General features: G+C 45.3%; 18 protein-coding genes. 13 read left to right on the top strand and 5 right to left on the bottom strand.

The genetic code is table 11. From position 1 onward, the window contains the following. Positions 1 to 363, top strand: a 363-nt coding sequence (locus AACR09_RS03695) for an SDR family NAD(P)-dependent oxidoreductase (protein ID WP_228010910.1), incomplete at its 5' end; no start/stop codon positions are given. A gap of 7 nt (positions 364 to 370) precedes the next feature. Beyond that, positions 371 to 1,372, top strand: a complete 1,002-nt coding sequence (locus tag AACR09_RS03690; protein WP_193836023.1) for a DUF3080 domain-containing protein — start codon at positions 371 to 373, stop codon at positions 1,370 to 1,372. A 53-nt stretch (positions 1,373 to 1,425) separates the two neighbouring features. Here AACR09_RS03690 and AACR09_RS03685 read toward each other — a convergent pair whose 3' ends face one another. From AACR09_RS03685 to AACR09_RS03675, 3 genes are all read right to left on the bottom strand, one after another. Then, a complete protein-coding gene (locus tag AACR09_RS03685) occupies positions 1,426 to 3,387 on the bottom strand; it encodes a DNA topoisomerase III (RefSeq protein ID WP_193836022.1) in 1,962 nt (653 codons plus the stop codon). A gap of 115 nt (positions 3,388 to 3,502) precedes the next feature. Then, positions 3,503 to 4,051, bottom strand: a complete 549-nt coding sequence (locus tag AACR09_RS03680) for an NAD(P)H nitroreductase (RefSeq protein WP_004734087.1) — start codon at positions 4,049 to 4,051, stop codon at positions 3,503 to 3,505. A gap of 247 nt (positions 4,052 to 4,298) precedes the next feature. Beyond that, positions 4,299 to 6,308 carry an NADPH-dependent 2,4-dienoyl-CoA reductase gene (locus AACR09_RS03675; protein WP_004734088.1) on the bottom strand — a complete coding sequence of 670 codons (2,010 nt, stop codon included), beginning with the start codon at positions 6,306 to 6,308 and terminating at the stop codon, positions 4,299 to 4,301. 279 nt (positions 6,309 to 6,587) lie between these two features. Between AACR09_RS03675 and sppA the strand changes: the two genes are divergently transcribed. Next, on the top strand, positions 6,588 to 8,438 hold the full coding sequence (sppA, locus tag AACR09_RS03670) for a signal peptide peptidase SppA (protein ID WP_102453277.1): 1,851 nt from the start codon (positions 6,588 to 6,590) through the stop codon (positions 8,436 to 8,438). A 118-nt stretch (positions 8,439 to 8,556) separates the two neighbouring features. Then, positions 8,557 to 9,573: an asparaginase gene (ansA, locus tag AACR09_RS03665; protein WP_017084059.1), complete on the top strand. Its 1,017-nt coding sequence runs from the start codon at positions 8,557 to 8,559 to the stop codon at positions 9,571 to 9,573. Positions 9,574 to 9,773: 200 nt separating this feature from the next. Here ansA and AACR09_RS03660 read toward each other — a convergent pair whose 3' ends face one another. Beyond that, entirely contained in the window at positions 9,774 to 10,055 is a 282-nt protein-coding gene (locus AACR09_RS03660) for a YeaC family protein (protein WP_004734093.1), read from the bottom strand. A 113-nt stretch (positions 10,056 to 10,168) separates the two neighbouring features. Between AACR09_RS03660 and AACR09_RS03655 the strand changes: the two genes are divergently transcribed. Next, the gene (locus tag AACR09_RS03655; protein ID WP_029222678.1) at positions 10,169 to 10,975 is read left to right on the top strand and encodes a DUF2989 domain-containing protein; all 807 of its coding nucleotides are present in this window, start codon (positions 10,169 to 10,171) and stop codon (positions 10,973 to 10,975) included. A 143-nt stretch (positions 10,976 to 11,118) separates the two neighbouring features. Here the strand turns inward: AACR09_RS03655 and msrB are convergent, their stop codons facing one another. Then, positions 11,119 to 11,556 carry a peptide-methionine (R)-S-oxide reductase MsrB gene (gene msrB / locus AACR09_RS03650; RefSeq protein ID WP_017079511.1) on the bottom strand — a complete coding sequence of 146 codons (438 nt, stop codon included), beginning with the start codon at positions 11,554 to 11,556 and terminating at the stop codon, positions 11,119 to 11,121. A 319-nt stretch (positions 11,557 to 11,875) separates the two neighbouring features. On the opposite strand from msrB, the gene gap reads away from it, so the two are divergent. The 8 genes from gap (at position 11,876) to AACR09_RS03610 (ending at position 22,877) form a co-directional block, all read left to right on the top strand. Beyond that, positions 11,876 to 12,871: a type I glyceraldehyde-3-phosphate dehydrogenase gene (gene gap, locus AACR09_RS03645; protein ID WP_193836021.1), complete on the top strand. Its 996-nt coding sequence runs from the start codon at positions 11,876 to 11,878 to the stop codon at positions 12,869 to 12,871. Between the two features lie 285 nt (positions 12,872 to 13,156). Then, entirely contained in the window at positions 13,157 to 14,041 is an 885-nt protein-coding gene (locus AACR09_RS03640) for a D-hexose-6-phosphate mutarotase (RefSeq protein ID WP_193836020.1), read from the top strand. 298 nt (positions 14,042 to 14,339) lie between these two features. Next, positions 14,340 to 16,376: a methyl-accepting chemotaxis protein gene (locus AACR09_RS03635; protein WP_004734098.1), complete on the top strand. Its 2,037-nt coding sequence runs from the start codon at positions 14,340 to 14,342 to the stop codon at positions 16,374 to 16,376. Between the two features lie 193 nt (positions 16,377 to 16,569). Beyond that, positions 16,570 to 17,385 (top strand): 23S rRNA (guanine(745)-N(1))-methyltransferase, encoded by an 816-nt coding sequence (gene rlmA / locus AACR09_RS03630; protein WP_004734099.1) that lies wholly within the window; start codon positions 16,570 to 16,572, stop codon positions 17,383 to 17,385. A gap of 75 nt (positions 17,386 to 17,460) precedes the next feature. After that, positions 17,461 to 18,420 carry a ChaN family lipoprotein gene (locus tag AACR09_RS03625; protein ID WP_193836019.1) on the top strand — a complete coding sequence of 320 codons (960 nt, stop codon included), beginning with the start codon at positions 17,461 to 17,463 and terminating at the stop codon, positions 18,418 to 18,420. A gap of 253 nt (positions 18,421 to 18,673) precedes the next feature. Further along, entirely contained in the window at positions 18,674 to 19,027 is a 354-nt protein-coding gene (locus AACR09_RS03620; protein ID WP_102487481.1) for a hypothetical protein, read from the top strand. A 192-nt stretch (positions 19,028 to 19,219) separates the two neighbouring features. Next, positions 19,220 to 21,106, top strand: a complete 1,887-nt coding sequence (locus AACR09_RS03615) for a BCCT family transporter (protein ID WP_017079506.1) — start codon at positions 19,220 to 19,222, stop codon at positions 21,104 to 21,106. Positions 21,107 to 21,299: 193 nt separating this feature from the next. Beyond that, positions 21,300 to 22,877: an alkaline phosphatase gene (locus tag AACR09_RS03610; protein ID WP_065605219.1), complete on the top strand. Its 1,578-nt coding sequence runs from the start codon at positions 21,300 to 21,302 to the stop codon at positions 22,875 to 22,877. Positions 22,878 to 22,951 lie beyond the last annotated feature (74 nt).

Here is a 22,951-nt window from a genome sequence, read left to right as displayed (position 1 = left end):
GCGCCATTGAAGCTTGTCGAGACTCTATTACCTCTTATAGAAATTAGTGACGTCAAAAAGATCGCCTGCCTGTCTTCCAGAGTCGGTAGCATGTCCGAGAACACCTCAGGCGGCGGCTACATCTATCGCTCCTCCAAAGCCGCTCTAAACTCCGTTGTGAAGAGCTTAAGTAACGACTTAACCGATAACGGCGTTACGGTGTTAGCTCTGCATCCTGGTTGGGTACAGACCGAAATGGGCGGCCCTAATGCTCTGATCGACACCGACACCTCAGCTTCTGGTCTTATAAAAGTCATCGAGTCTGCGAATACTGAAGTAAGTGGTCACTTCTTCAATTTCGATGGCAGCGAAATAGACTGGTAACCCGTAGATGAATGATGGCCCTCTCTCAAACCTAGTTAAGCACTCAACACTGTTTTGTCTGACGGTGATGCTAGCTGGCTGTTTTAGTGATGGCCCCGGAGACTTATTCGACGACTACCAAACCAAGATAGCCAGAGTACAAGATGCTGACGAGATAAAAGAGGAATGGGAATTTGAAAGCCTACCGAGAAAACGAGAACTGCTGCTTGACGTGCCCTCGCTTTCTATCGGTCTCATCGACAGTTACCAGCTTCGACAATGCGGATTATTCAACCTAATTGCAGAAAGAAATTCGGTTCTGGGGAAGGTCGCGGATGAGTTTCGTAATTACGATTATCAAGTCGCCCTACTTGCAGGTGTTGGGAAATGTTTATCCGGTAGCGAATTAGACCCTGAGGTCGTAGAACTACTGAAAGAAATCGAGCAGCAGAAACTCGCACAGTTTCCGCGGCACCAGTGGAATCTAATCTATGCCAGCGATGCGATGCAGTCTCAGATGCGTGGTAGTCAGTGGTTACACGCTGATATCGGCGATCAGGTACGACAAACCAGTGATGCCTTAGAACATATCAATCAAGCGTTAAACGTTCCGCTCGTTTCGGGAAAGACTACTGAGGTTCAAGAAGTATTAGAAAAGAGCTCTACGCTCGGGGATTTATACTACTCGCTCACGCGAGCTTCGGCCGAACTTGATACCATCACCAAACAGCTGACAACTTTTGATCACAATATCATCTGTGGTAAACAACGAGACACGACCAAGTTTCGTTATCTCAACAATGTGTTCGAGCAGCAATACATAGACAAAGTTCAGCCCTACATGGCGCAATTGGATGGCTACTATCAGCAGTTAGCCCCGCAATTTGGTATGTTTGACGCGCAACCTGACTTACACAGTTATTACTTTCCCATCAAAGATGCGCATCACGCCTTTCGATCATCCACTCGCCGCCATGTGGATTATTGGCAGCAGTTGTTTAAACGTTGTGGGCGCAAGGTCGGTCGTTAATATTGATTCCCAATATCAATAATGGGTGTTGTTAGCTTTCAGTTTCTAACTGATTAACTTTTAGCGCCTTTCTTCGCGTAAGTCTTCTTCCTTGTCCCACCACCTTTACGGCGCTTGAATGCTGGTCTTTCAACTTTAGGAAGATGACGCAGGGATTCAGGGACTTCACCTGTTTTTATCTTACCCATTAAGCCATCGATCTTACTTTCTAGCGCTTGCATGAAGGGTTGATACGCTTGGTTTCGTTCAGCCATACCTTGCAACTGATGCTCCCAGTGAGCCGTCATGTCGGGAAAGGTCGAGTCCTCAGGTAAAGCATTAATCAAACCTCTGCCTGCAGGGCTACTATGGATGCTTTTACCTTGTCGCGTTAACAGTTGCCTCTTGAACAAAGTATCTAGAATACCCGCTCGGGTTGCTTCCGTTCCAAGACCATCGGTCTCTTTCAAAATGGCTTTGAGATCTTTATTCGCCACAAAGCGCGCAATACCGGTCATCGCTTGTAATAACGTAGCTTCGGTAAAGTGTTTTGGTGGCTCGGTTTTCTTATCACCAATAATGCCTTCACGACACGTCAACACGGTTCCTTTCTCCAATGGAGGCACCGTATCCGTGCCATCACCTTTTTCTTCAGTGTCCGTTTTCCCCATCAACACTTTCCAGCCCGGGTTGATAAGCTGACGCCCTTTTGCGATGAACACACCACCAGCAATATCAAAGACTAACTTGGCATCGGCAAAAATAGCAGGTGGGTAGAATTGCATTAAATACTGACGAGCGATTTGCTGATAGATTTTCATCTCGTTGGCAGACAGGCCGTTCACCGATGACTTTTTCGGAGTAGGAATTATCGCGTGGTGAGCATCGACCTTGCTGTCGTTCCATGCTTTGGATTTAAGAGAAAGATCCGCACCTTGAGCACCACTTTGCAGCTCTTTCGCATTGTTAGCGATAGCGTCTACGATCGATTCTCGCTGCGAGTAATGCTCTTTAGGCAAATAGCGACTGTCAGAACGTGGGTAAGTGATGAGTTTGTGTTTCTCGTACAATGACTGACACGTATCTAACACCTGTTGAGCACTCATACCAAAACGTTTAGACGCATCAATCTGCAAAGCTGACAGCGAGTAAGGCAGTGGCGCAGCTTGTTTACTTTGCTTTTGCTCTGATTCCGTCACGGTTGCAGGTTGATTCGCAATTCGGTTAGCCACGTTCTCAACCAGCTTTCGATTGAGCACTCGGCCTTCTTCATCTTGCCATGGTTTACATGCTTCGCTTGGTTTCCAACGCGCTCGAATATCAAAGCTCTGGCCGTTGTTTTGATAAGGGATCAAAGCGTGCAGAGTGAAGTAATCTTTAGGAATGAAATTCTCGATTTCTTCATCACGTCTTACCACCAAACCAAGTACTGGCGTTTGCACTCGCCCTACCGACAACACGCCTTGGTAACCCGCCTTTTGACCAAGCAAGGTGTAAGCTCGGGTCATGTTCATGCCATACAGCCAATCGGCTCTAGAGCGTGCTAAAGCAGAAATAGACAATGGAATAAAGTCTCGGTTACTGCGCATCTGAGAGAGCGCACGCTTCACGGCTGGTAAGTTCAAATCGCTGATCAGCAGCCTGTCCATCGACTCTTTCTTGGCCTTAGACACCTTGCAGTAATCGATCACTTCATCAACTAGCAACTGCCCTTCTCTATCCGGGTCACCCGCATGGACAATTTGGGTCGCGTCCTTCAATAGCTTTCGGATCACCGTGAGCTGTTTGCTTGACGTCTTACGAGGCCTTAGCTGCCATTGCTCTGGCACAATAGGAAGATCGGCTAAATTCCACTTCTTATAGCGGTCATCATAAGCATCCGGCTCAACCTGCTCCAATAAGTGTCCAATACACCAAGTCACCACATCTCCATTACCACATTTGATAAACCCTTGGTCTTTCTTTTGTGGATTCGGTAGTGCAGCGGCGATCGCGCGGCCGAGGCTTGGTTTTTCAGCAATGATAAGACGAGACATGTTTTTCCAGATGCTACAAACAATTAGGGCCACATTATCTAATGTGGCCCCTAGAAATCAAGGAAAACTGGTTGTTTATACAGTTAGCATTCCACTATTCAAGCTTCAGCTTTCTTTACAAGAACTCGACGAACTTTGAGAAGTCACGTTCTGGCGCTTTCATTGGCGTACAGCCCGGAGTACCCAAATATAGGAAACCAACGATTTCGTCGTCGCCTTCTAGGCCGAAAGCTTGGTGAACTTCAGGGTGGAACATCCACTTACCTGAGCGCCAAAAACCTTGGAAACCTTGAGCAACAGCAGCCATTTGCATCGCCTGTGCAGCGCAACCCGCAGATAGGTGTTGTTCGAACGCGGGCACTTTTTCGTGCTCAGTTACCTTTGCGATGATAGTGATCACCATCGGTGCTCGAAACGGCGCTTTTTTAACTTTCTCAATGACCGCTTCTTCGCTCTCGTCAGCTTGTGCTGCACGAACCAAAATATCAGAGAGCTTCTGTAACCCTGAGCCTTGTGCGATAACAAAGCGCCATGGTGTCAATGCGCCGTGGTCTGGAGCACGTAAGCCCGCTTTAATGATATTTTCTAACGCCACACCTTCAGGTGCCGGATCAGATAGTTTTGCGATTGAGCGTCTGTTGAGCAATAGATCCAAAGCATCCATTTGAAGTCCTTACTAATTTTTATTTTTTATATAATTGAACTGTAGCACAGAACACAAACGATAATAAATCTCAACGGCTGTCTATTTTTGAAGCAATATTTGAAACGACACTAGAAACAACAAAGGCCCCTAAATCTATGACTTAGGAGCCTTATTTATCTGTCTAGTCCAAGCTTAGTAACCCGTCTAGTTCAGCTTATTGAACTTTCTGATTCAAACTTATCAAACGAGAACATTCTGGTTGTTGTTAGAGCTTAATCGCCAGCTCAACACCTTGTCGAATCGCACGCACGGCATCCAGTTCACCTGCGTAATCGGCACCGCCTATCACGTGTAGTTTGCCACCAAACTCTTGCCACATGTCTTCGAATGGACGAACTGAAACTTGACCCGCACACACGATAACGGAATCGGCATCGAGTACCTGATCTTTCTTACCTACGCTGATATGCAGACCTTGGTCGTCAATCTTGTTGTAGCTCACGCCACCAAGTAAGTTCACACCACGTTTTTCTAATGTGCGTTTATGAATCCAACCTGTAGTCTTACCCGGACCTTTACCGACACGACCCGCTTTACGCTGCATCACCCAAACCGTTTTGTCACTGAACGAATCAGGGTAAGGATAAAGTCCACCTGGGTGTTCCATATTTTTATCAATGCCCCACTCATGCAGCCAGTCATCCAAGCTGTGAGAAGTCGGCTCTGTCAGCATAGTTGCCACATCAATACCAATACCACCGGCACCAACAATCGCGACTTTTTCGCCTACTGGTGTCTTTTCACGAATCAAGGTTTGATAATCGATTACGTTTTCTTGGTCAATTCCTTCAATATCAAGCTTTCTTGGTTCAACACCGGCAGCCATAACGACTTCATCGTACTTCAACAACATCTCAAACGTCGCTTCAGTATCCAGTTTTAAGTTCACGCCTGATGCGTCGATTTGATTAGCAAAGTAGCGAATCGTTTCTCTGAACTCTTCCTTGCCCGGTATCTGCATTGCCAATCTAAATTGGCCGCCGATACGATCATTTTTCTCAATAAGATCAACATTGTGCCCACGCTGTGCCAACGTCGTCGCGCAGGCTAAACCAGCAGGCCCAGCACCAACCACGGCAATGGTTTTGGTCGCTTGGGCAGGCTGAACAACAATTTCAGTCTCGTAACAAGCACGAGGGTTCACCAAACAGCTCGCTCTTTTGCCTTTGAATACGTTATCAAGACAAGCTTGGTTACAACCGATACAGGTGTTAATGAACTGAGCTTGGTCTTGAGCCGCTTTATTAACGAAATCAGGGTCAGCCAAGAATGGACGAGCCATTGATACCATGTCGGCCTGTCCTGAACTGAGGATACGTTCGGCCTCTTCTGGCGTGTTGATTCGGTTACATGTCACCACTGGGATCGACACGTATGGTTTTACTTTTTCCGTCACCCAAGAGAATGCCCCTCTTGGAACTTGTGTCGCGATAGTAGGAACACGAGCTTCATGCCAACCAATGCCGGTATTAATAATGGTCACGCCCGCTTCTTCTAGCTTCTGAGCCAGAAGTACAACATCTTCGAACGTGCTGCCTTGCTCAACCAAATCCAGCATCGATAAGCGGAAAATAATGATGAAATCTTTACCCACCGCTTCGCGAATCGATTTAACGATCTCTAATGGGAAACGCATGCGCTTCTCATAAGAACCGCCCCATTCGTCATAACGCATGTTGGTACGTTTACAGATGAATTGGTTAATCAAGTAGCCTTCAGAGCCCATGATCTCTATGCCGTCATAGCCAGCAACCTGAGCTAGTTCTGCACTATTGGCAAAAGCACCGATGGTCTTTTTAATTTGACGAGGGCTCATCTCACTCGGTGCAAACTTAGCGATTGGCGCTTTGATGCCCGAAGCACTTTGCGCGAATGGGTGCATTGCATAGCGGCCAGCATGCAGCAACTGAAGGGCAATTTTACCGCCATGCTTATGCACGGCCTCGGTAACAACTTGGTGAGCTTTTGCGTGCTTAACTTTACTGAACTCAGCACTAAATGGGGTCAATCTGCCACGTAAGTTAGGAGAGAAACCACCGGTAACAATAAGGCCAACGCCTCCTTTTGCTCGCTCTTCATAAAACGCGGCAAGCTTGTGGAGGCCTTCTTTATTTTCTTCTAAACCCGTGTGCATTGATCCCATCAATACACGGTTACGTAACTGAGTAAATCCAAGATCGAGTGGTTCGAGTAAATGTGGGTACATGGCAGACATCACTTCTATTATTATATCCTTGTGGTCTGACCACAATATAACTCAATCACCAAAAGTTCAAACAACCGTTTACATTTTTGTAACACCGATCATAATGCTGAAGGTATTAACCGTTCAGAAACCCTTAATTTGTCTACACTTAATGAGAATATATATCGATTAACAATTCTTGGTGTAGTTTGAGCTAGGGAATTATCGTAGGATACTAAGCAGTTCATATTATTGAGATTAATAGTACTGTTGCTTGTTAAAGCCACGTGATCTCACTGCGGAGACATAATGAAAAAGATATTCAAATTTATAGGTATGATCTTTAAAGGGATTTGGAAGCTCATCACGTTTGTGCGTCTTGCGCTCGTTAACCTCTTCTTTTTACTCAGTATCGCCATCATCTACTTTGTATACTTCCACTCAGACACAGCTCAGCCCACTGTTCCACAGGAATCGGCTTTAGTGCTTAACCTGTCTGGTCCTATCGTGGAGCAAAGTCGCTATATCAATCCGATGGATTCAGTCACGGGTTCACTGCTTGGCAAAGACCTTCCGAAAGAGAACGTCCTGTTTGATATTGTTGAAACGATTCGCTACGCCAAAGACGATGACAACGTTACTGGTATCGTTTTAGCACTCAAAGAACTGCCAGAAACCAATCTGACCAAGCTTCGCTACATTGCTAAAGCGCTCAACGAGTTCAAAGCAACAGGCAAACCAATTTATGCGGTGGGTGACTTTTACAACCAAAGCCAATACTACCTAGCCAGCTACGCAACTAAAGTCTTCCTATCACCAGATGGTGGGGTTCTTCTTAAAGGTTACAGCGCCTATTCGCTTTACTACAAAACGTTATTAGAGAAGCTAGACGTCAACACGCACGTGTTCCGTGTTGGTACCTATAAGTCAGCTATCGAGCCTTTCATTCGTGACGACATGTCAGATGCAGCGAAAGAATCTGCTTCTCGTTGGTTAGGCCAATTATGGGGCGCATACGTTGATGATGTGAGCAACAACCGCCAGATCGACGCGAAAACGCTGAACCCAAGCATGGACTCTTTCTTAAAAGACCTTGAGTCGGTTGATGGCGATATCGCAAAACTGGCAGAGAAGCTTGGTTTAGTTGACGAACTGGCGACTCGCCAGCAAGTACGACTAGAGCTTGCTGACGTCTTCGGCAGTGATGGTCAAGACAGCTATAACGCGTTTGGGTACTACGAGTACCGTACAACCATGCTTCCCGACCTAACAAGTGAATCGCACGATGTTGCTGTGATTGTTGCTAGCGGCGCAATTATGGATGGTAAGCAGCCACGTGGCACCGTTGGTGGTGACACCACAGCAGCACTACTTCGCCAAGCGCGCAACGACGACAAAGTAAAAGCCGTTGTACTTCGTGTAGACAGCCCAGGTGGTAGCGCATTTGCTTCAGAAGTGATTCGCAACGAAGTCGAAGCGCTTAAAGAAGCCGGCAAGCCGGTTGTTGTATCTATGTCTAGCCTTGCCGCTTCGGGTGGTTACTGGATCTCGATGGGAGCGGACAAGATCTTGGCTCAACCAACGACCTTAACTGGTTCGATTGGTATCTTTAGTGTTATCACAACCTTCGAAAAAGGGTTGAACGATATTGGTGTTTATACTGATGGCGTTGGCACATCACCTTTCTCTGGTCTTGGTATTACGACTGGGCTTAGCGACGGCGCGAAAGATGCGTTCCAAATGGGCATTGAAAACGGTTACCGCCGATTCATCAGCCTAGTTGGAGAGAATCGCGGCATGGAAGTCGATGCTGTCGACAAGATCGCTCAAGGCCGAGTATGGACTGGCCAAGATGCAATCCAGAAAGGTCTAGTCGATGAAATTGGTGATTTTGATGATGCGATTGCAGCAGCGGCTTCACTTGCAGAGCTTGAAACCTACAACATCTACTGGGTAGAAGAACCACTTTCAACGACTGAACAATTTATTCAAGAATTTATGAATCAAGTTCAGATGTCGATAGGCTTTGATATCCAATCAATGATTCCAAGCAGTTTACAACCTGTTACTCAGCAGTTAGCTCAAGATAGCCAGCTGTTAGGCAACTTTAACGACCCACAAGGCCGATACGCTTTTTGCTTAAACTGCCAAGTTCAATAAGATAAGCTCAACGCTTTGTTATCAAGAGGCGCCTCTGTGTGAGGCGCCTCTTTTTATTGCATGATAATTCGCTATAATCGCCCCCCTGTTCCCTATATCACACTAAGTATTAATCGCCATGGAAAGAAAACACATCTATATCGCGTATACCGGCGGCACAATTGGCATGCAGAAGTCTTTGGACCACGGCTATGTCCCAGTCGCAGGTTTTATGGATAAGCAGCTAGCTGGCATGCCTGAATTCCATCGCCCAGAAATGCCTGAGTACACCATTCATGAATACTCTCCATTAATGGACTCTTCAGATATGACGCCACTTGATTGGCAGACTATCGCTGATGATATTCGCGCGAACTACGATAAGTACGATGGTTTCGTTATCCTACACGGTACAGACACGATGGCTTACACCGCCTCTGCTCTGTCTTTCATGCTGGAAAACCTCGGCAAACCTGTGATTGTTACGGGCTCTCAGATCCCATTGGCAGAGTTACGTTCAGATGGACAAGCAAACCTGCTGAATGCTCTGCACATTGCAGCGAACTACCCGATCAACGAAGTGACACTGTTCTTCAACAACAAGTTGATGCGCGGTAACCGCAGCACAAAATCACACGCAGATGGCTTCAATGCGTTTACCTCTCCAAACCTAACCCCATTGCTAGAAGCGGGTATCAATATCCAGATCAGCAATAACGTTAAGGTAAACGAGCAACCTGAAGGTGCTTTCAAGGTTCATAACATTACTCCGCAACCCATCGGTGTAATCACTATGTATCCAGGCATCTCACATGAGGTGATTCGCAACACGCTACTACAACCTGTTAACGCAATGATTTTGCTTACGTTTGGTGTTGGTAACGCACCACAAAATCAAGAGCTACTTCAGCACTTAAAAGATGCATCAGAACGAGGTGTGATTGTAGTGAACCTAACTCAGTGTTTGGCCGGTAAAGTCAATATGGGCGGCTACGCGACGGGTTGTGCACTAGCAGAATCTGGAGTTATCAGTGGTTACGATATGACACCAGAAGCGGCACTGGCGAAGTTACATTACCTGTTGAGCCAAAACTTAAGCTACGAACAAGTTAAGGATCAAATGCAACAAGTGTTGCGCGGTGAGATGAGTTTATAAGCTTGTTCAGCTATAGGTTTAGAGGTTCAGAGGTTTAGCTATGGGGTTAGCTATACGTTTAACCAAAACCTTCGCATTAACCCAGTCGTTTCATGGGAATCACAGGCGTTTAACGTGAACTAAATCGTTTTATTGCTTATAAATAAACGGCTTAACAGTTAAAGGGGTGGCACAGTGCCACCCCTTTGTGTAATTTAAGCCTAATGATTCGGGTTAACCCTAACAATATCTTCTTGGTCTGACTTAAATTGCTTCTTAAGCTCAGACTTAGATTTAAAGCTAATATCACCACCAGCTGCAATTGTCATATGTTGAGCTTCGGAGTTATGTTTAGATTGATATAACATAACTGCTTGCATACACGAGTCGCGCTGTTCTTTAGAGAGCGCCGTACCTTCTGGCCATTTACCCGTCTCAACGGCGTAAGTTAAACGTTCGTAGACCTCGGGTGTCATTGCGCTAAGAAGTTGTTCTGCATCCATGATAAAGCCTTAGTTTTAACAATTTTCACCAGAAAATAACCCGTAACAGAATTGAGTCAAGAACCTGACCGATAATAAGTGCATTCGATCACAAGTGAAGGAATATGAAAATGATGAAACGGTTGGCGATTAGCCTATTACCTTTCACTCTGGTTGGGTGTCTTGAAGGAAATAAAAATACCGATCAACTCTGTCAAAGTAATCCGGGGCTGCAGTGTGAGGAATTGAACATGAACGATGGGCAATGTCGCGTCGCACGTACCGACCTCATCTGGCATCGATTTGAAGTTCAGAAGCAACCCTCCGAAGCCAATAAGATTAAAGAGTTCAAGTTAGTCACTGCGTACAAAAAGTGCCTAGAGCTTGCGGCGCAGATCGAGACGATTGATCAATCTAAGCTGCAAGAGCGTCGCTTTACTTCTTTAATGCACAGCATCGAAGAGTCTGAGCGTATTGTAGATGAACTATCACAATCCAATACACCGGAAACGCTTTACTTCTTGTGGTCACAAACCGGGGACACCAACGCCAGACGCAGTTTCCTACAACTAGAAGGGAAAGAAGCGTTAAATACGGCAGAAATGCAATATGCCTTAGCCACCTTCTATACCACCCGCGATCATGCAAAAACGCTTAAGCTACTCAATAATGCGTTAACGCTTTCAAATGGTTCGGTCGTCAACACTGAAATCTTCAAGTCGATGGCCAGTATCAACCACAGCCTTGGTCATATGGAAAAAGCGTATGTGTGGGCAATGGTTGCCAAAGACTTTGATGTGCCCATTGCTTCTGAAGCAGAGCTCACTGTGCTGTATCGTTTCGACAAACCTCAATACAAGCAATTCAATGATGATGCTGAAAAGATTGTCGAAGCCATTGAAGATGGCGTTTACACCGCGTCTATAGTGCCGAACTATTAGTTTTGATTTCTTCATGCACAAAAAAAACAGCTACTTCATGGTAGCTGTTTTTATTTGTACTAGAGTTAATTCTGAAATCTTGGGTTGTTCAATAGTCCTTAATCGACAAGTACGACCTGTAAGGATTAAACAATTGTGACAAGTTATTTCGTACTTTTGTCATTTTTGTTGAAAATTAACGACACAGAATTAACACAGAATCGCTCACCTGTTGTCTGTGGGCCATCAGGAAAAACGTGACCTAAATGGCTATCACAAGCAGTACAACGGATCTCCACACGCTTCATTCCGTGACTTAGATCTTCTATATAGCGTACTGCTTCATCATTCACTGGGGCATCAAAGCTTGGCCAACCGCACCCTGAGTCATATTTGTTATCCGACAGAAACAAAGGGCTTTCACAGCATGTGCAGCTATAGACACCAGTGTTATGGTTGTGCAGTAACTTACCGCTATATGGGGCTTCAGTACCACGTTCACGGCACACAGCAAATTCGTCGTCCGTTAGGCGCTCACGCCAGTATTCATCAGGCTTTATCATATTTCCTCCCTTTTGAACCACGTTAATATCTCTCCACATTCTCTGTTATTATATTTACTTTTTTCTATAAAGGCTTGCATATCAGTCGTTTTGTAGCACATACTTTCTCACCAGGAAACATTGTACATATACACTCATAAGTGAATCATCATTTAGGGGTATTTTACCCAACTGGAAGGGTACAGAGCCACTTGCAATGGTCAATTTTCAACCACTTACGCCCAATTGTTAAGAAAAGCGTCGCTTTTTTTTGACATTAAACAAGTTAAGTCGGATTATCTATTGCAGATGTATACTGGATTCTGTAATTTTACTACCAGTTATCTTTAATCAGAAATTAAGTTGTGGAGCAACTACAATGACTATCAAAGTAGGTATTAACGGTTTTGGCCGTATCGGCCGTTTCGTATTCCGCGCAGCTCAAGAGCGTGCAGACATCGAAGTAGTAGGTATTAACGATCTAATCGACGTAGAGTACATGGCATACATGCTTAAGTACGACTCAACTCACGGCCGTTTCAACGGTACTGTTGAAGTTGAAGGCGGTAACCTAATCGTTAACGGTAAAACTGTACGTGTTACAGCTGAGCGTAACCCAGAAAATCTTAAGTGGGATGCTATCGAAGTAGACGTAGTTGCTGAAGCAACTGGTCTTTTCCTAACTGACGAGACTGCACGTAAGCACATCACTGCTGGCGCTAAGAAAGTAGTTCTTACTGGTCCTTCTAAAGATGCAACTCCAATGTTCGTAATGGGCGTTAACCAAGCATCTTACGCTGGTCAAGACATCGTTTCTAACGCTTCTTGTACTACTAACTGTCTTGCACCTATCGCTAAAGTACTTAACGATAAGTGGGGCATTGAGTCTGGTCTTATGACTACAGTTCACGCTACTACAGCAACTCAAAAAACTGTAGATGGCCCTTCTGCTAAAGACTGGCGCGGTGGCCGTGGTGCTTCTCAAAACATCATCCCATCTTCAACTGGTGCTGCTAAAGCTGTAGGCGTTGTTCTTCCAGAACTAAACGGCCTTCTAACTGGTATGGCTTTCCGTGTACCAACTGCTAACGTATCTGTAGTTGACCTAACTGTTAACCTAAAAGCATCTGCATCTTACGAAGAAATTTGTGCTGCAATGAAAGAAGCTTCTGAAGGCGAAATGGCTGGCGTTCTTGGTTACACTGAAGACCAAGTAGTATCACAAGATTTCATCGGTGAAGTTCAAACTTCAGTATTCGATGCTAAAGCTGGTGTTGCTCTAACTGACAAATTCGTTAAAGTTGTATCTTGGTACGACAACGAAATCGGTTACTCAAACAAAGTTCTTGACCTAATCGCTCACATCTCTAAGTAATTTCTTTTTAGAAATAGCTTTAGATAAGCATTAGCGAAGACTGTTTTGAGCAGACTTTGAAAAAGGCGACCTTAGTGTCGCCTTTTTAATACCCGCTATCTTTTAAACGGCTTCGCCCCCGATCGCCAAAATGCCTTGGCTAGTCACACTAAAACTTAAGCTAAACCTAAAACTTAAGTCAAAACGCAAAATTTAATTCCAATACTGGCTCTGCTTGTCACTCATAGAATCACAAGCACTGTTCTAGCCAGCATTTGAATTCAATTTCCTTAGAAGGATCATGTAATGGATTTATCTACTCTACCTACACTGACAGTACTTTCTGACAACGTGACTATCGTTGAACACGAAGGTGTAAAATTGGTTCGCGTTATCCACGATAAAGCAAACGCAGCCATTTCATTGTTTGGAGGCCATGTGGTGTCATTCCAACCTCAAGGTCAACAAGACCTTATTTGGATGAGCCAACAAGCTAAATTCGATGGAAAAACAGCCTTACGTGGTGGTATTCCAGTATGTTGGCCTTGGTTTGGTCGCATTGCAGCACCGGCACATGGCTTTGCACGTTCAAGCGAATGGCAATTAGTTGAGCACCGTGAAAGCGAAGCTGGCGTGATTGTAAGCCTAGGCCTAAAGCCGAATGAAGAAACTCTGGCAGTATGGCCGCAACAGTTCGATGCACGTTTAAATGTTGAGATTGGTGACCAACTAAAAGTAACTTTGGATGTGAAAAACACAGATTCACAACCATGGACTTTCTCTGGCGCACTGCACACTTACCTAAACGTTGGTGATATTCACAACACAACCACAACCGGTATGGGTGCTGAGTACATTGATAGCCTGCAAGGTGGCAAGATCTGCCAAGGTGGTTCTGAACTGGTACTAACCGACACGATTGACCGCGTTTACACGCAACCAGAAGCGCAAATCTTTGTTGCTGACAAAAATCTCGATCGCACACTAACAGTTGAGAACCACGGTCATAACTCTGCAGTATTGTGGAACCCGTGGGCGGAAGGCGCAACAGCTATGGGCGATATGCAAGACGACGGTTACCTAACCATGATGTGTGTAGAATCAACACTGCACGCACCAAGCCTAGAAGCAGGCAAAACGCTACAGCCTGGCGAAAGCCACCAACTGATTACGGTGATTTCTTCAAACTAGGCCTCTAGCGAGTTTAATTAGACATAAAAATGCAGCTCATAACGCTGCATTTTTTATTGCTCCTAACCTCACACGTACCGTCCAGTAATCAACGTCTTAACACAAGCCAGTAGTCCATCGCCTCTTCGTTTAAACCCACGCCACGTGGTTCTCATCACTCTAGTTTATAAATATAACTATCAATTCATTAATTATTATCAATTACTGCCGATAAATAAGTACCTATGATAGAAAGCTCAATAACAAACTTCCTTAAAACCACTTAACAACACCTCAATGAAGACAGGATAGTGAATTCATGTTCGAGAAATACAAAAATCAAAGTGTTGGCTTCCAACTTAAGTTGGTCATTTTGCTGTGCTTGCTTATCGCCTTTGGTTCCATTGCAACACTCGTGTACCGCAATGCCTCACAGGTATTATTAGACAACACGTTAAAAGAACACCAATCCAAAGTAGAAGCGATGGCCAAAACCATCTCTGGTCAGTTTGATGCTTACCTGCATACCGCTAAAGTTTTAGAATCCACTTTTCGTAACGGCTACCTAGCAGGTGTTTATGTTGAAAGTTATGACGTTGAGTTCAACGGTCATTCTATTCCTAACATGACTCAGTATGGTGAGAGCCTAATCAATGACACCAAACTCGTCGATAGCTTTACCCGCGACACCGGCGCCGTAGCGACCCTATTTGCCCCATTTGGCGACGACTTTATTCGTGTCTCTACTTCTCTTAAAAAACCTTCAGGCGAACGAGTCGTTGCGACCACGCTAGGAAAAAATCATCCAGGCTATAGCAAGCTCAAAAATGGCCAGCCTTATTACTCTCAAGTTAAGCTCTTCGGCCAACGTTACATCACCTACTATGCGCCTTTGACCAATGCTCAAGGCAAAGTAAACGGTGTCTCTTTCATTGGTCTGCCAGTAGAAGAGGCGACTCAAAGCCTGTTTGAATCTCTACGCTCTGTTTCTTGGGGGGATACGGGATACACCATCATTGTTGATAATGAGAAAGAGCATCAAGGCCAGTACTTACTGCACCCAACTAACGTGGGCGGTGGTAAATCGATTGTTGATGTTGCTGACTACGACGGTAACAAACCTTTCTATCAGATCTTTGAACAGCCATCAGGTCTAATTCTATATCCATACAAGGTTAAAGAAACCGTTGGTGAGAAGTACCTTGTCTACACTGAAGTCCCCGGGTGGGATTGGAAACTGCTTGGCGGTACTTTTATCAAGGAAGTGACCAAGGGCAGTGATGAACTGTTGAAGCTCATCGCTATTATTGCCACCTTGATTGCTGCCGCTACCATCGTCGCGTTAACCTTCGTGTTAAACCGAACACTGACGCCACTAACGACGTTAAACGAGTACATGCTGCGTTTAGGAAAAGGCGAAGTGAGCCTGCATATCCCAAACAATGGCAAGCAGACGAAAAACGAGATCAGCAACCTAAATACCGGCGTTGCGAACATGGCAGCTCAATTGAATACACTCGTGGGCGAGATACGTACGACCAGTGACCAAGTACAGAACAGCTCAAGCAGTGTGTCACAAGATGCCAGCCACAACCTGAGCCAGTCTGATCGCCAGCAAGCACAGGTTGAGCAAGTCGTTACGGCCATTGAAGAGATGGCCACCTCTGCAGAATCTGTAGCGCAGCAAGTGAACAGCATTGCTGAAAATGTTCGCCTTGCAAATGAAGACAGCCAGAAAGGTTTAGAAGTCGTTGAAGGTGTGTGTATTGATGTTGCCCAGCTGAATGATCAATTAGACAAGTCAGCATCGGCCATCGAGCAAGTGAGTTCTGATAGCGAAAGCATTCAAACCGTCACTAAGATGATTGATGACATCGCAGAACAAACCAACTTACTTGCGTTGAACGCTGCGATAGAAGCAGCACGTGCGGGTGACCAGGGTCGTGGTTTTGCCGTTGTCGCTGACGAAGTAAGAACATTGGCTCATCGTACACAAACGTCAGTGCAAGACGTAGTGAGCATCATCGAGAAGTTGAAATCTTCAACTAACAATGCCGTGAACCTGATGACACAAAGCCAATCGAATGCCAACCAAGTACTCGATAAAGCGCAAGAAGCCGGTACGGCTCTAGAGTCGATTGCCTCTCAAGTTGAATCTATTGCTTCTCAAGCTGAAACCATCGCTGCGACATCAGAAGAGCAAGCTCAGGTTTCTCAAGAAATCGCCGCAAACGCACATGCGATCAGCGACCTCAACCAGCAGAGCCGTGAAACTAGCGCTAAGACCTCTCACAGTGCTGATGAACTTCAAAAACAAGCTGAGTCGTTAAAGAACCAAGTTAACTTCTTTAGCTAGAAGCCGAGTTCACTGTTTCTATCAGTGACTTGCTCATAACCAATAGAGCCAACCATACGTTGGCTCTATCTCTTCACTAACTGGCTCTACCTATTCACGGATTGCCGTTAGCCAAGACAGCTGCGTTTATTCTAGCGCCCCACTATGCTTCCTGTTAAAATTTTGGACTTGAAATTTCTACCTCGAGTTTGCAATGACTTACCAATGCCCTTTGTGTCACCAACCTTTATCTCAAAACGATCGTACGTTTAAATGTGAGAAGAACCATCAGTTCGACCTAGCGAAAGAAGGCTATGTCAATTTGATGCCAGCACACCACAAACGCTCAAAAGATCCAGGTGACAACAAAGAGATGATGCAGGCTCGTCGCCGCTTCCTTGAAGGCAACCACTACGATCCAATGCGCCAAGCCGTTGTTGGTTTATGCGCTAGCTATCTGCCAGAAACAGCCCCTAGCCTATTGGATATAGGTTGCGGTGAAGGTTATTACACCAATGAAATTGCGGTAAACCTTCAAGAAAAGAATGGCGCTACTTTTGGCCTAGATATATCTAAGATTGCTATCAAATACGCGGCTAAACGCTACCCTGCGGTCGACTTCTCTGTTGCTTCGAGTCATCGCCTACCCTTTGCTGAAAATAGCTTAGATGGCATTCTGCGCATTTATGCGCCATGTAAGGCTGAAGAGTTACAGCGCACCATCAAAGACAATGGTGTGGTGATCACCGTGACACCAGCCAGCCGACACCTGTATCAGCTGCGCGATGCGATTTATGATGGCGTTCGTTTGCACGATGAAGATCCAGAAGTGATCGAAGGTTTTACTCTTGAGCACCAAGAGCAACTAAACTATATGATGGAACTATCGGGGTCAGACGCATTCGACCTGCTACAGATGACGCCGTTTGCTTGGAAAGCGAGTGAAGAATTTAAACAACAACTCACCGATGCAGAGCAATTCAACTGTGAAGCTGACTTTATGCTACGAGTGTACCGCAAACAACTTTAATTGATATTGATTATCGTTTGCATTGAAATCTCATCTTGCCTCCTTTAGTATGCGTGTTCTTCAAGGAGGCATTTCATGCAACGTATTATTCTTATCGGATTAGCGACCCTGCTTACAGCTTGTGCTAATCAACCTTCAAACAGCACTTCTCAAAAAGTGGCTAACACGCAAACGCAAGCCGTTTCCACATTCTACGACTACCAATTCGCGTCTCCACAAGGTGAAGCGCTTTCTCTCAATGCATTACCTAAACAGCTGATTGACGCTGATGTGGTTCTTATTGGCGAATGGCACACTCACTCGGCAATCCATCGCTTTCAAACCGATTTTTTAAAAGCGCGCCGCAACGCCACATCAAACATCGCGCTTTCAATGGAACAATTCACTCGAGAGCATCAAGACACATTAAACCAATATCTAAATGATGAGATTGGCGAACAAGTTCTTATGTCTCAAGCGGCTGCTTGGCCAAATTACGAAAGTGATTACCGCGCGTTAGTGGAGTTCGCTAAAACCAATAACGTCGATGTCATTGCGGCAAACGCACCAAAACCCTTTGTACAGTGTATCGGCCGTAAAGGATTATCCTATCTAGATCAGCTAACGACGGAACAACGTCAATGGATTGCTTCAGAAGTGGATACTGGCGATAGCCCTTATAAAGAAAAGTTCATGGCTTCGATGCATCACGGAACACCAGAGCAAACAGAAAAACAGTTTGCGGCTCAAGTCACATGGGACGAAACCATGGCAGAGTCGATTGTTGATTACCTCGCATCAAACCCAGACCAACAAATGATTCATGTGGCCGGTAAGTTCCACACCGAAGGTGGTTTAGGCACGGCAGCATCGATTCTACGTCGTAACCCTGATTTGAAAATTGCCATCATCAGCCCAGTTGAAGCGATCTCATCGGATAGCAGTGACTATCAGCTTGAAGTTCTCTCGCCACCGGCTCGCTTTGTTAAGAAAGAGAACCGAATGAAGGCATACAAGCACCTATCTAAGCGCGGATCCGATCTCAAGTGCGACTAAACTCGCTATCCAGACTTAATCTTATTCAAGTTTAGGTCTGGCATGCTACAAGTCTGGCAAATTAAAAGCTTGTTCAATCGCGCCCTAAGATAAATATTGATATCGGCATAGGAATTGCTTAATTACCAAGCAGTTTTGATTAAGCAGACGAAGATATATTGTGCGAATAAAAAAACATCACCACGGTGATTAAATGCACAAGTTTTTCACACCTCTGCCGATACTATATTTAAGGATAGGTAAGGAGAGCGATATGACGCCAGTAGGAACGAGTAACACTCAGCTGTATTCACCTTCGCAAATGAACGCACAAGCTAAAAGCACTGAAGCTGACAAGCCTGCACCTCTTAAGGTTGAGCAAAACACCGTTAAGCTTTCCGATGAGGGCAAAGCCCTATTATCTGCCCTTAAAGAAATCGATAAAGAAGCCAAGAAAGTCGAAGCTGAAAACGCGACCGTTACTGATAAGGTTGAGTCATTTGCTCACGGCGCATTAGGTATGGATCACCCAGATAAGATTGAAGAAGAGGACGATGGTTCTTATTCAGCAGGGCAATACTTATCCGCAGCGGCAACGGTTGGTGGTATTCTTCTCGCTCTTATATAGCCTTACTTTCCTTTACGGCATTCCTTTCACTGCACCACGTGCATTGTTTGTACAGCACTGCTTACATTGTCCCTATTGCTCTGAGCCTCTTTCATTGCAAAAATCGATTTGTCGTCACGACAACAGACCTGATTTGTCCTAAAAAACGAGTTCACGACATAATTCCGCTCTCATTTTAATGGAATAATACTCGTGAAAAACTCTTTTGCGCTTATTGATAAGCCAACCTTTTTTGGTGCGATAGCACTCCTACTCACGATCATCTTCCCGCTGATTATGTTCCCGACGCAAGGAGCAGACTGGATCGCGGTCGCTAAAACCTTTATGACAGACCAACTTGGTTTCTTGTACCTAGCGCTTGGACTCGCAGCTTGTGCCTTCATGGTTTACGTTGTGTTCAGTGATATGGGACAAATTAAACTGGGTGAAGCCGATGAAGAACCTGAATTTAAAACCGCTTCATGGGCAGCAATGCTTTTCTGTGGTGGTATCGGGGCAAGTATCTTGTACTGGGGCTGTATCGAGTGGGCTTACTACTACCAATCACCGCCTTTTCAACTAGAACCCGGCAGTGAAGAAGCCGTTCGTTGGGCTGCGACCTATGGTTTATTCCACTGGGGTCCAATTGCTTGGTCTATTTACCTAATCCCTGCTATTCCAATTGCCTACTTTTTCTATGTACGTAAACAACCTGTACTAAAAATTTCTAGTGCATTGATGCCAGTATTGGGTGAACACCATAGCCGCGGCGTTGCAGGTAAAGTTGTAGATATCCTATTCATCTTTGGTCTATTAGGTGGCGCAGCAACAACGTTAGGTTTAGCAGCACCTCTTATTACTGAAGGTCTTAACCACTTATTCGGCCTACCAAAAAATAACGTCACTCAAGTTATGGTGCTTCTGGTTTGTACTGCGATATTCGCATACTCATCGTATGCGGGTTTGGAAAAAGGCATCAAGATCCTCAGTAACATCAACTTCTGGGGCGCAATGGGCTTATTGATATTCGTCCTAATCGCTGGCCCAACGATTTTCATGCTTGAAACGGGTCTAGACTCGATTGGTCGCCTATTGTCTAACTTCTTTGTGATGGCAACGTGGGCTGAACCATTCGGCGGCTACGGTACGTTCGAAAATACCCATTTCCCACAAGATTGGACCATTTTCTACTGGGCATGGTGGCTAGTTTTTGCACCAAGCATGGGCCTGTTTGTTGCGCGTATCTCTCGCGGCAGAACCATTAAACAAATGGTGTCAGGCTCTATCTTCTTTGGTTCATTAGGTTGTTTCTTATTCTTCATGATCTTAGGTAACTACGGTTTATCCCTACAGTTATCTGGTGAGCTAGATGTCGTTGCAATCCTAAACGAAGAAGGCGCAACCAAAGCTATCTTCTCGATGCTGGCACAACTGCCAATGAGCACGTTAGTGATCGCCGTATTTACACTGTTGTGTATTATTTTTACTGCGACAACCTTTGACTCTATCTCTTACATTTTGGCTTCTGTGGTTCAGAACAACGTGACCGAAGAGCCAATGCGTTGGAACCGTATGTTCTGGGCATTCACACTGTCGTTCTTACCAACGATTCTGATGTTCTTGGGCGGTCTAAGCACGCTTCAAACGGCTGCGATTGTTGGTGGCTTACCGCTACTGGCTATCTCTGTGATGTTGATGATCTCAGCCGTTCGTGCAACGAGCCTCGATTTACGTCACCAAGAGAGTTACATCGAGCCGACGATTAACATCGAAGAGCTGCCAGACATGGATCCATGGTCGGCAGAAGGGATGGCACTGGCACAGTTCGAGAAAGAGAAAGACGCAGCACAAGAAGCCGCAGAACTTGAACGTGAAGCTTATAAAGCCCTTGCTGATGTGAAGAAAGAAATCCGCGCTTATGTTCTTGAACAGGGTGCACAAATGGAAACACATGAGCTTCCTGAAAACCTACAACAAGCACTTGAGCAGGCTGAAAACAACCTAAGCACAGCTCAAGCGAAAAAAGTTGAGTTATCAGAGCAAGCTCAGAAAGCTCGAGTCGCGTTCAATCAGGTGGTTGCAGAACTGCCGCTTGCTTGACATTAGCCATGACACAGTCCATTTATTTGGACTCTCCTAAATACGACAAAGGCTCACAGAAATGTGAGCCTTTTTTTATGTTTTTCTAAAAATTTGAGTTATTGCTCAATTTCATATTGATGAAACAAATATGAAACGACTTTGACACAAATCGGTGTTCTAATCATCCCGCTTATATAAAAAGGGATAACTAATGAAGCACTTTATGAAACCAATTGTTACCGCAGTGGTAACCTCTACACTCTCATTCAACGTACTTTCAGCAGAAATCAAAAATGTCATTCTGATGATCGGCGACGGCATGGGACCTCAGCAAGTTGGCTTATTGGAAACCTACGCAAACCAAGCGCCAAATTCCATCTATAAAGGGAACAAAACGGCCATTTATCAACTTGCTCAAGAAGGGGTTATTGGTTCATCCCTAACGCATCCGGAAGACGCAATCGTAGTGGATTCAGCTTGCTCTGCGACCATGCTTGCAACGGGTATCTACAGCGGTTCAGAAGTGATCGGTATCGATTCCCAGGGTAACCATGTTGAGACAGTACTTGAGAAAGCCAAAAAAGCAGGCAAAGCGACCGGCTTAGTTTCCGACACGCGCTTAACTCACGCGACCCCTGCTTCTTTCGCCGCTCACCAACCTCACCGTTCTTTAGAGAATCAAATTGCATCTGACATGTTAGCAACGGGCGCTGATGTGATGCTCTCTGGAGGACTACGTCATTGGATCCCTAAATCGACCAACGACAAAGGTGAAACCTATAAGCAACTTGAGAAACTGACTCAAGGTGATGTTTACCTAAAATCGAAGCGTAAAGACGACCGTAACCTGCTGACTGAAGCAGAGACAAACGGCTACCAACTGGCGTTTAATCGCAACATGCTAGACGACGCTAAGGGCGATAAACTACTTGGCCTATTCGCCTACTCAGGCATGGATGATGGCATCGCTTACAGCAACAAGAAAAAGAGTGGCGAACGAACTCAACCAAGCCTGAAAGAGATGACACAAAAAGCGCTCAACATCCTATCCAAAGATGAAGATGGCTTTTTCCTAATGGTCGAAGGTGGCCAAATCGACTGGGCGGGACACAGTAACGATGCAGGTACCATGCTGCATGAACTGCTCAAGTTTGATGAAGCGATCCAAACGGTGTATGAATGGGCAAAAGATCGTGAAGACACGATCGTGATTGTGACCGCAGACCACGAAACAGGCTCTTTCGGTTTCAGCTACTCTTCTAACGACCTACCAAAACCACAGAAGCGTTCTGGCGAAGCCTTCGCCGATCGCGACTATGCACCCAACTTTAACTTTGGCGCATTCGACATTCTTGATGGTTTATACAATCAGAAGCAAAGCTACTACGGCATGATCAGCGAATTTCAGAAGTTGGATAAATCGCTGCAAACACCTGAAAAACTGGCTGAGATCGTCAACAAAAACAGTGAGTTCCCTATCACTGCTGAACAAGCAAAAAACGTGTTAGCCAGTAAGCCGAATCCATACCGATTGGCTCAGCACAAATACTTGTCGGCAGAAGAAGTGCCTGCTATCAACGATTTTGATGCATTCTTCCCTTATAACGACCGTGGCAACCTGCTTGCTCGTGAACAAGCAACCGGCCAAAACATCGTTTGGGGTACAGGTACACACACTCACACACCAGTGAACGTGTTTGCTTGGGGTCCTGCTGAAAAGATACTGCCAGTTTCGAAAATCATGCACCACTCAGAACTGGGTGAATACATTAAACAACAAGTAAACTAGCCTGAATCTTTTTTGCTCGTTTAACTTTAGCGCCCTTCGGGGCGTTTTTTGTTTAAAGCCTTTAAGCCTTTAAG

It is taken from the genome of Vibrio sp. OPT20 (genome assembly GCF_963889365.1).
Taxonomy (GTDB): Bacteria; Pseudomonadota; Gammaproteobacteria; order Enterobacterales; family Vibrionaceae; genus Vibrio; species Vibrio splendidus.
Note: the sequence above shows the minus strand (reverse complement) of the source record. Positions and strands in the feature narration are given on the sequence as shown.